General features: G+C 60.2%; 9 protein-coding genes and 1 tRNA gene. 9 read left to right on the top strand and 1 reads right to left on the bottom strand.

Features of this window, described 5'->3' with window-relative positions; genetic code table 11:
* Positions 1 to 46: 46 nt before the first annotated feature.
* On the top strand, positions 47 to 586 hold the full coding sequence (locus QP027_RS11770) for a GNAT family N-acetyltransferase (RefSeq protein ID WP_284825051.1): 540 nt from the start codon (positions 47 to 49) through the stop codon (positions 584 to 586).
* Positions 587 to 694: 108 nt separating this feature from the next.
* Positions 695 to 2113, top strand: a complete 1419-nt coding sequence (locus QP027_RS11765; protein WP_284825050.1) for an MFS transporter — start codon at positions 695 to 697, stop codon at positions 2111 to 2113.
* Between the two features lie 610 nt (positions 2114 to 2723).
* Here the strand turns inward: QP027_RS11765 and QP027_RS11760 are convergent.
* A tRNA-Leu gene (locus QP027_RS11760) sits at positions 2724 to 2810 on the bottom strand.
* A gap of 231 nt (positions 2811 to 3041) precedes the next feature.
* On the opposite strand from QP027_RS11760, the gene QP027_RS11755 reads away from it, so the two are divergent.
* From QP027_RS11755 to pknB, 7 genes are read left to right on the top strand one after another with little or no spacing between them, the layout of a single operon-like run.
* Positions 3042 to 3851 (top strand): FHA domain-containing protein, encoded by an 810-nt coding sequence (locus QP027_RS11755; protein ID WP_284825049.1) that lies wholly within the window; start codon positions 3042 to 3044, stop codon positions 3849 to 3851.
* A gap of 19 nt (positions 3852 to 3870) precedes the next feature.
* Positions 3871 to 4317, top strand: coding sequence for an FHA domain-containing protein FhaB/FipA (locus QP027_RS11750; protein WP_284825048.1), 447 nt, complete (start codon positions 3871 to 3873; stop codon positions 4315 to 4317).
* The gene (locus QP027_RS11745; RefSeq protein ID WP_284825046.1) at positions 4314 to 5696 is read left to right on the top strand and encodes a PP2C family protein-serine/threonine phosphatase; all 1383 of its coding nucleotides are present in this window, start codon (positions 4314 to 4316) and stop codon (positions 5694 to 5696) included. Before QP027_RS11750 ends, QP027_RS11745 begins: the two co-directional genes overlap by 4 nt.
* Complete coding sequence (locus QP027_RS11740) at positions 5697 to 7055, top strand: FtsW/RodA/SpoVE family cell cycle protein (protein ID WP_284825044.1); 1359 nt, start codon at positions 5697 to 5699, stop codon at positions 7053 to 7055.
* Positions 7055 to 8491: a penicillin-binding transpeptidase domain-containing protein gene (locus QP027_RS11735; protein ID WP_284825042.1), complete on the top strand. Its 1437-nt coding sequence runs from the start codon at positions 7055 to 7057 to the stop codon at positions 8489 to 8491. The genes QP027_RS11740 and QP027_RS11735 overlap by 1 nt, the downstream gene beginning before the upstream one ends.
* The gene (locus tag QP027_RS11730) at positions 8491 to 10035 is read left to right on the top strand and encodes a serine/threonine-protein kinase (protein WP_284825040.1); all 1545 of its coding nucleotides are present in this window, start codon (positions 8491 to 8493) and stop codon (positions 10033 to 10035) included. The genes QP027_RS11735 and QP027_RS11730 overlap by 1 nt, the downstream gene beginning before the upstream one ends.
* The gene (gene pknB, locus QP027_RS11725; RefSeq protein WP_284825038.1) at positions 10035 to 12110 is read left to right on the top strand and encodes a Stk1 family PASTA domain-containing Ser/Thr kinase; all 2076 of its coding nucleotides are present in this window, start codon (positions 10035 to 10037) and stop codon (positions 12108 to 12110) included. The genes QP027_RS11730 and pknB overlap by 1 nt, the downstream gene beginning before the upstream one ends.
* Positions 12111 to 12167: the final 57 nt, after the last annotated feature.

Genomic DNA, 12167 nt, shown 5'->3' with positions numbered 1-12167 from the left:
CATGGTTACTCCCGCGCCCGATACACCCCCGTTCACAACTTCACGCTTGCAGCTGCGCACCCATCACGAGACTGATGCTGGGTGGCTCCATGACATCTACTCCAACCCGGACGTGGCCCGCTTCCTATTGGATGAGCCCTGGTCTGCAGACGATGCCACTCGACATGCGACCGAACGCGCGACCAAGACCCGCTTGGACGGCGAGCCAGGAGCTCTTGCCCTCGTGATCGAGCATGAGGGGACGCCGATCGGGGACGTCCTGCTGTGGCTGACCGACAAGGAGCGCTGCGTCGCGGAGATCGGCTGGGTACTCCATCCAGCCCATGGCGGCCATGGTTTCGCGCGCGAGGCGGTCGCCGAGGTCCTCCGCATTGCTTTCGAGCACCACCGACTGCACCGCGTGGTCGCTCAGATGGATGCCCGCAACAAGGCCTCAGCGAGGCTCGCCTCTGCCGTGGGCATGCAGCAGGAGGCCCACCTGCGGCAGGACTGGTGGAACAAGGGCGAATGGACCGACACGCTCGTCTTTGCCTCTCTATTGGACGACCCTCGGCCGCCGGTTTTCGACGTGAATCGACCCACGTAACGAGACAAGCGCTGCACAGAACGATGCTGCGGAGGGGGCTGCTTCTTGGCCGTCTCGGCAGTCATGACATGCCGACTTCCTCCACGCGGAGAAGGGACCCACGATCGGATGACCTCACGAAACACCGCCGCGGCAGATGCTGCGGTTCGTCCCGACGGGCGCTGGCTGGTGCTGACAGCGGTCTCACTTGGGCTGCTGCTAGCAACGCTCGACACTTCGATCCTATACATCGCAGTCCCACCGTTGACTGTGGATCTGGGTGCGTCCACGAGTGAGTCGCTATGGATCATCAACACGTACCCGTTGGTGATGACTGGGCTGCTCTTGGGAACCGGGACTCTCGGCGATCGATATAGCCATAAGCGAGTCTTCCAGTATGGAATCGCCTTGTTTGGGTTGGCGTCGCTGGTTGCGGCCTTCTCACCCAGCCCCGGTGTGTTGATCTTCGCGCGAGGGCTTTTGGCAGTGGGAGCGGCGCTCATGCTTCCCGCGACCCTGGCGATCATCAGAGTCACGTTCGGTGATGAGAAGGAGCGGAACTTCGCCATCGCCGTGTGGTCAAGCGTGTCCATCGGCGGGATCGCGTTCGGGCCGCTTGTGGGCGGACTGCTCTTGGAGTGGTTCTGGTGGGGCTCTGTGTTTCTGATCAATGTGCCCATCGTGATCGCCACCTTTATCCTGACAGGGCTCTATGCCCCAAAGGCTCAGGAGTCGGGGGCGGTGCCCTGGGACCTGCTCTCGTCGCTGCTCGCGCTCGCTGGTCTGACCGGGATGGTTGCTGCGATCAAGGAGGTCACGCTGCCGGATCCGTCCGCGGTCCTGCTTGTTGCCGCGATCCTGGTCTCCGCGGCGAGCTTTACTCTGTTCGCCCGGCGACAAGCACGACTGAAGACACCGCTCCTGGACTTCCGCATCTTCAGTAACCGCAGCGTGTCGGCGGGAGTGGTGGCGGCCGGGCTGAGCACCTTCGTTTTCGCCGGGGTCGGAGCCGTGACCGCTCAGCACTTCCAAACAGCCGAGGGATACTCACCGCTACACAGTGGGCTCTTGGTGGGGTGTATCGCTGTCGGAGCGACAGTCACATCGCTCCTGAGTGGTTCGCTGCACTCCCGCATCGGCCCACGCCCGATGTTGCTTGGCGGGGCAGGTCTTGCTGGCGTTGGCTACGCGGCCGGGGCGCTCCTCCTCCCGGTGAGCCTCGGGGCATTCGCAATCAGCCTTGTCGCAGGAGGGGCTGGCATCGGTGTCCTGATCACGGTGGCTTCTTCCACCATCATCACCAACGTTTCCCCGGAACGTGCCGGCATGGCATCCGGAGTCGAAGAGGTTGCCTACGAATTCGGCAGCTTGCTGTCAGTCACCATCCTCGGAAGCGCCTACGCTTCTATGGCCCTCACTCCCCTCGGCACTGAGTCAAGCTACCGAACCATTCTGCTGGTGGGGGTCACCGCTGCGGTACTCGGATTCATCAACATCGCTTGGTTACTACCTTCCCGCGCCTCAGCGACCAATGGGAACGGGCATTGAACGAGCCGCATCTTGCTCAGGCACCGCGACCATTCCCTCAAGAGCGTTCCATCGCGAACCAGCGGATCTCCGCTACTCCCGCTTTACGAGTAGAGGTCATCGTGGCGATGAACGCTATGGAGCATGACCTGTCTCGACCGTGGTCGCTGCGTGATCTCGCAACCGCTGCCAGACTGTCGCCGGCACGCCATCCCGTCCCCGGGACTTACACGAGACACTCCCGCATGTGCCAATATTGACTACACTCGGACCCATACACGAAAAAACCGGAGGTCACATACCCTTTCGAGTTTGTGACCTCCGGCCGTTGCAGTTCGAGAACCGCTCCGACAGGCGAGAGCGGGAGTTAGGATGTAAATCCCCACACTTGCAATCCTCGACCGCTCAAGTTCAGAAAAACAAAGAAACCGAAGGTCACAAACCCTTTCGAGTTTGTGACCTCCGGTGTAGCAGTTTGTTGAACTGCTCTTTCCGCTCTTTGTGGGACTTGCACCCGCAATCCCCACACCGTCAATCCACGACCCTCGTGAACACAAAAACAAAAGAAACCGGAGGTCACAAACCCTTTCGAGTTTGTGATCTCCGGTGCTTGCAGTTCGAGAACCGCACATGGTGCCCGAGGGGGGACTTGAACCCCCACGTTCTTGCGAACACTGGCACCTGAAGCCAGCGCGTCTGCCAATTCCGCCACCCGGGCTTGGGTAGTTGCGGCCAAAAAGCCGTGCGACTCGATAAACATAGCATGCGCAGCGGTTCGAATACCAAATCGCGCAGGCCAAACCCAGTAACTCGATCTTCTTTCACTCTTCTTGCAGCAAATCCCTATCGCCGTGGGTAGGTAACAAGTGGGTTCAGTGCCTATACTGACACGGAATACCTATGTCGAAATTTTCGTCACATCATCTGAGAATGGAAGGAGGTGCGGAAGATGGGGCTTCTGGATAAACTCGCCAAGTTTGATAGTTCGTTGCAGCGCGGCCTGGATAACGGATTCGCTGCGGTTCTCGGCGGGCGCATTGTGCCAGCGGAGATCGAAGAGCTTCTGAAACAGGAGGCGCAGGACAATATCTCTGTCACGGAAGATGACAAGCTGATTGCTCCCAATGTGTTTGCGGTGGGAGTGTCGTCGAAAGACTTGGAGAATTTGTCGCGGGACAAGAATCTTCCGTTCAGCCTTGCAGAGCAGTTGATGCGTTTTATCCGAAACCAAGGGTGGGTCCTCGCTGGGCCTGCCGTGGTGCGGATTGCGGAGGAGTCTGGTCTGCGGACCGGCCAGTTGCGTGTTTCTTCCTATATAGATACACAACCGGATGTCGATAATGGTTTTGATGCCATTGTCAGCGATGCTCCACGCCCAGAGCGGCCCGCGGTCGCACCGTCTAAGGAGGATGAAGTGTCCGAACCGAATAGTATGACTCCAGTATCCGGTAGCCCCAATCCTGCGGTGAGCCTGTTGTTGCAAGATGGCTCGTCGCGCACCTACTTGGTCCATGAGGGATCGAATATCTTGGGTCGCTCAAATGATGCAGACTTCCGTTTGCCGGATACCGGCGTTTCTCGTCAGCATGCTGAGATCACCTGGGATGGCAAGGATGCGGTTTTGGTCGATTTGCAGTCGACGAATGGCACGACGGTCAATGACACTCCCGTGGAAAATTGGCTGCTTGCTGATGGTGACGTGATCACCATCGGCCATTCCAATATCGAGGTCCGCATCGTCGGGCCTTCTTCCCACTAAGCGAAAGGGCCCTATTTCCGTGGACTCAGTCATCATGCTCACAGTCCGGTTCGGCCTTTTGGCCCTGCTGTGGCTGTTGATCATCATTGTCGTGTGGGCGCTGCGCAAGGACACGAACAAGGCGGCCGGCGCTCGCCCAAAGACGGCGACATCGAACCCGATTCGTCGCGAGAAGGCTCGCTCGATCCAAGTGGTGGAAGGCCCGCTTAAGGGAAGCCACATGGATATCTCAGCGATTGAGGCGTTTACTCTCGGGCGCGCGGACGATAATGACTTTGTGCTTGGCGACGACTTCTCGTCGTCACGCCACGCTCGCCTGTTTAGGCGCGGCAGCGACTGGTTTGTGGAAGACCTGGACTCCCGCAATGGCACGTTTGTGCAGGGTATGCGCATCGATCAGCCGGAGCACGTGTCCGTAGGAACTGATATCAAGATGGGACGAACGATTGTGAGGTTGGTTCCATGACGCTCAAACTAAATTATGTGGCCACGTCGGATCGTGGCCTTGTGCGCGGCAACAATGAGGACTCGGCCTATGCCGGTCCGCATTTGCTTTTGCTTGCCGACGGCATGGGCGGCCACGCAGCAGGCGAAGTCGCCTCCCAGCTCATGGTCGAGCACATGGAACACCTGGACCAAGACCCAGGCGACGCCGACATGCTTGCCCTTCTCGGTGCCGCGGCAGACGATGCTAACGCGTCGATCGCTGACTCAATCCGCGAGCACCCCGAGCAGGACGGCATGGGCACCACGCTCACAGCTTTGATGTTCAATGGCACAGACTTCGGGATGATCCATGCTGGTGATTCCCGCGGCTACCTCCTGCGTGGCGACACCCTGGTGCAAATCACCGTCGATGACACGTTCGTGCAGTCGCTGGTCGAGCAAGGCAAGCTCGATCCCGAGGATGTGTCCTCGCACCCGCAGAAGTCGCTGATCCTCAAGGCCTACACGGGCCGTCCCGTCCAGCCTTACCTGGAGCAGTTCGCTGCTGAGCCCGGCGATCGCTACCTGCTGTGCTCCGACGGTCTTTCCGATCCGGTCACCTCGACCACCATCCAGTCCGCGTTGGCCGAGGGCAGTCCCGAGGAAGCTGCACAACGCCTCACCGAGCTTGCGCTGCGCTCCGGCGGCCCGGACAACATCACGATCGTGATCGCTGATGTCGTCGACACTGCTGCTGATGACGCACCGCGCTTGCCGACGACACCTGCCATCGCCGGTGCCCTCGCCTTGGAGCAAAAGGATGAGACCCACCCCAACACTGCGGCAGGACGCGCTGCCGCGCTCAATCGTAAGCCACAGGTGATTCCTCCAAACCAGAACTCCTCCGACGACACAGGAGCCCCGGAATCCGGCGACGACGATGAGGAGTCTCACACTCGTAAGCCCCGCATCAAGGGCCGCGCTTTCTGGATCACGCTGGTCACGTTGCTCTTGATCATCATCTTGGCGCTCCTGGCTATTTGGTTCGCCATGTCCAAGATTGATGATCGTTTCTATGTCACGCTCAATGACAACGATGAGTTCGTCGTCGAGCATGGCGTTGACTTTGAAGTCTTTGGCAAACCGCTGCATGAACCGATCCAACAGACCTGCATCAACAGCAAGAATGAGTTGAAGTTTGTCGACGTAGGCGAGCTGCCGAAGGACTGCCAAGTCTTCTCGCTAAGCGACCTGCCGAAGTCCGCCCACAGCGCCGCCATGGATCTGCCCGGCGGCTCGTTTGAGGAGGTCTCACAGCAGATGCACAGGCTTGCCGACGAAGCCCTGCCCGTCTGCGTATCTGACAAGCCGGAAGACGAAAAGCGTTCCACACCAAATGACTGCCGGGAGGTGAAGTAGATGTCTCGCCTATTTGGAAGAAAAGTAGAGCTTGGCCTACTCATCCTTGTCGCTGCCCTCCTGGCCTTGATGCTGGTGAGCTTGGAGCTGTCGCAGGGAAACGCGCTCGACATCGATATGGTCTGGCTGATCGGTGGCTTCATCGGCGTGTTTGCTCTGGCACACATAGTGATCAGCTTTGCGGCTCCCTACTCTGACCAGATCATGCTGCCGGTCGCCGCAGCGCTCAATGCCATCGGACTGGTGATGATCTACCGCATTGACATCGCACGAGAAACCGCGTTGGCATCTCGCCAAGTGATGTGGACCCTGGTGGGTATCGTGCTACTCGTGCTTACGCTGCTCATCATCCGAGACCATAAGGCACTGTCTAGGTTCTCTTACCTGCTCGGTGTGCTCGGCTTGGTCTTGCTGGCGCTTCCTTTAGTGTGGCCCCAGCCCGAAGGTGCCGAGGCCAAGATCTGGCTTTCGCTCGGGCCTCTATCGGTCCAGCCCGGTGAGTTTTCCAAGATTCTGCTTCTGATGTTCTTCGCGCAGCTGCTCACGCAAAAGCGCGCCCTGTTCACCGTGGCGGGCTACCGCTTCTTGGGCATGGAGTTTCCTCGCCTGCGCGACCTCGCACCGATCATGGTGGTCTGGGCGATCGCGATCTTGATCATGGCGATCTCCAATGACTTTGGCCCGGCGCTGCTGCTGTTCGCAACGGTGCTAGGCATGATGTACTTTGCTACTGGTCGAGCAAGCTGGCTGGTCATCGGACTCGGCTTGGTAACGGTCGGCGCCGTTGCTGTGTACCAGGTGTCGTCGAAGATTCAGTCCCGTGTGCAGAACTTCCTCGACCCGCTCGGCACCTACCACGGTGATGGCGGTGGGTTCCAGCTCTCCCAGGCACTCTTCGGAATGAGCTGGGGTGGCCTCACCGGCACTGGCCTAGGCATGGGCTACCCACAGAGCGTTCCCGTTGCATGGACCGACTTCATCCTCGCCGGTGTTGGCGAGGAACTTGGCCTTGTTGGCCTAGCAGGCGTGCTGGTGCTCTTCGCGATCTTCGTCAGCCGCGGCTTCAACGCCGCCTTGGCGGTGCGCGATTCATACGGCAAGCTCTTGGCCTCCGGCTTGGCTTTGACCATTGCGATCCAGGTGTTCGTCGTCACTGCGGGTATTTCTGCGCTGATGCCAATGACCGGCCTGACTACCCCGTTTATGTCCGCGGGTGGATCGGCGTTGATGGCTAACTACATTCTGCTGGGCCTGCTGCTGCGCATTTCCGATAGTGCGCGCAGGCCGGTCGAGGTTGATGCCGTTGCGCTCGAGGCACCGGGCACTAATATGTTTCCATCGCAGGCGGTGAGTCGATAATGAATCGCAGTATTCGTTTCGGTGCTATTTTCGCACTCCTGCTCACCCTCGTGCTCTTGGTCAATTTGACCATCGTGCAGGTGTTCAGCGAGGAGAAGTACGCGCAGAACCCGCTGAACTCGCGTGGCTACATCACGATGAAGCAGACTCAGCGCGGGCAGATCAATGCTGGCGGCCAGATTTTGGCTGAGTCCAACGCGGACGCCGATGGCTTCTACCAGCGCTCCTACCCCACCTCGGCGATCGCGTTCGCGCCAGTGGTGGGCTACCTCTCCGACCAGTACGGTGCGGCCGGGCTCGAGTCGGGCTACAACGGCACCTTGTCGGGTGACACGACCAGCCTGATGAATTCCCGCTTCCTTGCCACAGGCTATGAGACCCGTGTGGGCAACTCCATCGAGCTCACCATGGATCCGACCACCCAGGACACGGCATACAACCAGCTCACGCAAAATGGTTTCGATGGTGCCGTCGTCGCCATGCGCCCATCGACGGGCGCTATCCTCGCGATGGCCAGCACACCGAGCTACAACCCTAACGAGATCATCAATCCGGAGACTTCCGAGGCCGCATGGTCTGCCGTAAACAACGATCCGGGCCAGCCGCTGATTAACCACGCGACCCAGGACCAGCTGCCACCTGGATCGATTTTCAAGATCATCACCACGGCTGCTGGCCTTGAGCACGGCTACACCCCGGATTCCCAGCTCACGGGCGCAGCCTCCATTACCCTGCCTGACACTGTTACCGAACTGACCAACTACGGTGGCACGTCCTGTGGTGGCTCCGACTCGACCACACTGCAGAAGGCGTTCGAGTTGTCGTGTAACACTGCGTTCGTCGAGATGGCCACCGATATTGGTCCCGACGCACTTCGCGATGCTGCCACTGCGTTCGGTGTCGGCGAGAACTACGATTTGGGCATCCCGACCGCCACCGGCACTCTGGGTGACCTGCCCGACCTCGCTGCAACTGGCCAGTCTTCAATCGGCCAGCGCGACGTCACCATGACCGCCCTGCAGGCTGCCGTCATGGCGGCCACCGTGGCCAACGAAGGTCGCCGCATGGAGCCGTACCTGATCAACCGCGTTCTCGGGCCAGAACTCCAGGTCAAGGACGAGACCAAGCCGAAGGAAATCACCCAGGCAATCAGCCCGGAGCAAGCGTCGACGCTAACCGATCTGATGCTCGCCGCTGAGCGCAGCGCCTACGGTTCCTCCGGCGAGGGCTTTGCTTCCAAGACCGGCACCGCTGAACATGCCGACGACCAGCCACCACATGTCTGGTACGTCGCCTTCGACCCGGACAAGGACGTGGCCGTGGCTGTCGTCGTTAAGAACGGTGGTGGCTACGGAGAGAGCGCAACCGGCGGTCGCGTCGCTGGCCCAGTAGGTCGCGCCGTGTTAAACGCCGCCCCTGCCGGAGGTGGCGAGTAATGCACACCAATAGCCGCAACGAGCTGCAAGCCCTCATCGGTGACGACTACCAACTGCAGTGGATCATCGGGCACGGAGGCATGTCCACAGTTTGGCTTGCCGACGACCGCGCGAACGATCGCGAAGTAGCCATCAAGGTACTCAAGCCTGAGTTCTCTTCCCACGAAGAGTTCCTCGCTCGCTTCCGTAACGAGGCCATCGCCGCGGAAGGCATCGTCTCCGACCACGTGGTTGCCACATACGACTACCGCGAGGTCACCGCCGAAGCTGGCTATACCGTGTGTTTTATCGTCATGGAATACGTCCGTGGCGAATCCCTCGCCGACCTTTTGGCGCGCGAGCACCAACTGGACGAGCCCCTCGCCCTCGACGTTTTGGAACAAGCCGCGCACGGCCTGTCCATTATTCACCGCATGGGGCTGGTCCACCGCGACATCAAACCCGGCAACATCATGATCACCCAGAATGGGCAGGTCAAGATCACTGACTTTGGTATTGCCAAGGCTGCGGCCGCCGTGCCCCTGACGCGCACCGGAATGGTCGTCGGTACCGCGCAATACGTGTCACCTGAGCAAGCCCAAGGCAAGGAAGTCACCGCCGCCAGCGACATCTACTCCCTCGGTGTGATGGGCTACGAAATGCTCGCCGGGCGCCGGCCGTTCACGGGGGATTCGTCGGTAAGCGTGGCGTTGGCACATGTGAACAACATGCCGCCAGCATTGTCGACGAACGTGTCCGCCCCCACCCGTGAGCTCATCGAAATCGCGCTGCGCAAAGATCCGACGACGCGTTTTGCCGATGGCAACGAACTCGCGTTGGCGGTGGCAGCTGTACGCCAGGGCCAGCGCCCGCCGCAGCCCGCGTCGGCCGCGATGAACCAGATCGCGGAAGAGCCTTCGCCCACTGCTTCGACACGCCAGCTAGCTGCGGTTGCTCAGCCGACGACGATCCGTCCGCAGGCCGAGGTGCCTACGCATGTTCCTTCCGGATTGGTGGAACGCCCGGCTGTCGCGGGCTCGAAGACCGTGACCTCGAACGACCGCGGCAACGGGGCTTGGATTGCGATCGCTACGCTTCTTGGTTTGGCAGCACTTGGGGCTGGTGCCTGGGCGTTTATCGCGGGTCCGTTTTCTACTAACGACGACCCAGCGCCGCCGAGTCCCGAAATCGTCACCAGTTTCATCACGCCTTCCGCTGAGGAGACTACAGAAGAAAGCTCGTCGGTCCAGCAGGAACCAACGTCGCGCAGACCAACTCTGACGGAGCCTCGCCAGCGGGGCTCGTCAGTGCGGCTCACGACAGATGAGGTTCCGACCCGCGAACAGACTACTCAGGAGCAACCACCCGAGGAGACCTCGCAGCCAGAAGTTACCTCGGAGCCGACGGCCGAACAGCCAGCTCCCACCGGCGATAGTGCCCCGACGGCTTCAACATTGCCCGGGCCGATTGACGAGGTAACTGAGTACAGCGGCAATACTGATAACAACGAAGGTTTTCTAGAATTCTCGGCACCTGAAGCACCAGCCGAAGAGGGAGGTATCTAATGCCACTCATAGGAGATCGCTACGATCTCGGCGTCAGCATTGGCACCGGCGGCATGTCAGATGTCTACGCTGCGACGGACACCCTCCTTGGACGCGAGATCGCCATCAAGATGCTCAAGGTGGATTTGGCGCGCGACGAGAACTTCCGCGAACGCTTTCGTCGAGAAGCTCAAAATTCCGCTCGGCTAAACCACCCGAATATTGTGGCCGTTTACGACACCGGCTCTTGCGTTATCGATGGGGTGGACGTGCCGTACATCGTGATGGAGCGCGTCATTGGCCGTAACCTGCGCGACATTATGCGCGAAGATGGCGTTCTCCCGCCAGAACGGGCCGCGGCACTACTCACCCCGGTCACCGCTGCGCTGCAGGCCAGCCACGATGCAGGCATTATCCACCGCGACGTAAAACCGGCGAACATCATGGTGACCAACACCGGAGAAGTCAAAGTCATGGACTTTGGAATCGCCCGCGCCATGGACGATTCGACTTCCGCGATGACCCAGACCTCCGCCGTCATCGGCACGGCCCAGTATCTGTCACCCGAACAGGCCCGTGGCAAAACCGCTGACTTCCGCAGCGACGTCTACGCACTCGGTTGCGTGCTTTACGAATCAGTCACCGGCAAGCCTCCTTTCGAAGGCGAGACTCCGTTTGCGGTGGCCTACCAGCATGTGCAAGAAGATCCCGAAGAGCCAAGCTCTTATATCTCCGGACTGTCTCCCCAGGAAGCCGTAAACATCGACGCCGTCACACTCACTGCGATGGCGAAGCACCCAGCGGATCGCTACCAAACTGCCGCCGAGATGGGCGAAGATTTGAAGCGCCTGTCGCGCGGTGCGGTGACGCAGGCTGCGCGTTCCCACGTTGCCACCCCGAGCCAGGAACAAACGGTTGTTTCTGGGCGGGCAGTACCGGCGCCCGCCCCGGTTGCGACGACTGCGATTCCGGCCGCCGCAGGTGCTGGTGCCGGTGCTATGGCTGGTGCTGGTGCTGGTGCTGATCCGGCGCCGCGGGAGTCTCGCTACGCTCAGCACCGCGAGAACACGAAGCCACAAAACGGGTGGTTGAAGTGGCTCGCTGGGCTTCTAGCGCTGGTTGCCCTGGGGTTCGTCGGCGCTTTCATGTTCGACTATTTCCGCACCGAGGACTCGCCCGAGACCATCACTGAAACCATGATCACGCTGCCCGACGTTGCAGGTCAAGAGCGTAACGCTGCGCAACAACAACTGGAGGATCTTGGCCTTCAGGTGGAAATCGTCGAGGAGCCAAGCCCAGACGTGCCACGCAACAACGTGATCCGTATGAACCCAGAGGCAGGCTCCCACCTGCGCGAAGGCACAACCGTGAACCTGACCGTTTCGTCCGGCCCTGAGATGACGGATGTTCCTGACGTGTCAGGCAAGTCACCACAGGAAGCCGTGCAGATTCTGTCCGGCGCGGGTCTTGAGCTCAACTCCGAGTTTGACGAAGAAGAAAGCGACACCGTCGAGTCCGGCCTGATCATCAGGCAAAACCCACCGGCCGGCACCCAGCTGTCCAAGGGGTCGAAGATCTCCATCGTCGTCTCGGCTGGCAAGGAAAAGGTGCGCATTCCTTCATTGATCGGGATGGACGCTGACGCTGCGAGCGAGACCTTGAGCTCGCTCGGCCTAGAGGCACAGTTCGAACAGGTCGATTCGTCCAAGCCGGAGGGAGAGGTCATCGCCGTCGCCGGTTCCGGGACAGAGGTAGACAAGGGCTCTACAGTCGCAATCCAGATCTCCAACGGCATGATCATTGAAATGATCGACATCACGCGCAAGACTCCAGAAGAAGCACGCACGGCTCTGGAGGAATCCGGCTGGTCAGGCACCCTCACCGAGGGCCCTGCCGCAGCAACCGGTGCGCTTATCGACGAAGGCCTCATCGCCGCGACCCAGCCGAAGGAAGGTGACGAAATCCGCAAGGACGCCGACATCACCATCAACGTGTGGAAGTTCGATGCGACGAAACTGCTCCCTACCGGCCAACCTGGTCCGCCGGAGCGGCCTGATAGGATTGATAACCAAGCTCCGGGGATCCCCGACATTTGAAGCTTGCTGTAGTGGCATGAAGTCCCAGCGCTTTATGCCTCAAGCAGAGTTCGTCTC

It is taken from the genome of Corynebacterium breve, from assembly GCF_030252165.1.
Taxonomy (GTDB): Bacteria; Actinomycetota; Actinomycetes; order Mycobacteriales; family Mycobacteriaceae; genus Corynebacterium; species Corynebacterium breve.
This window is presented reverse-complemented; position numbering and strand designations above follow the sequence as displayed.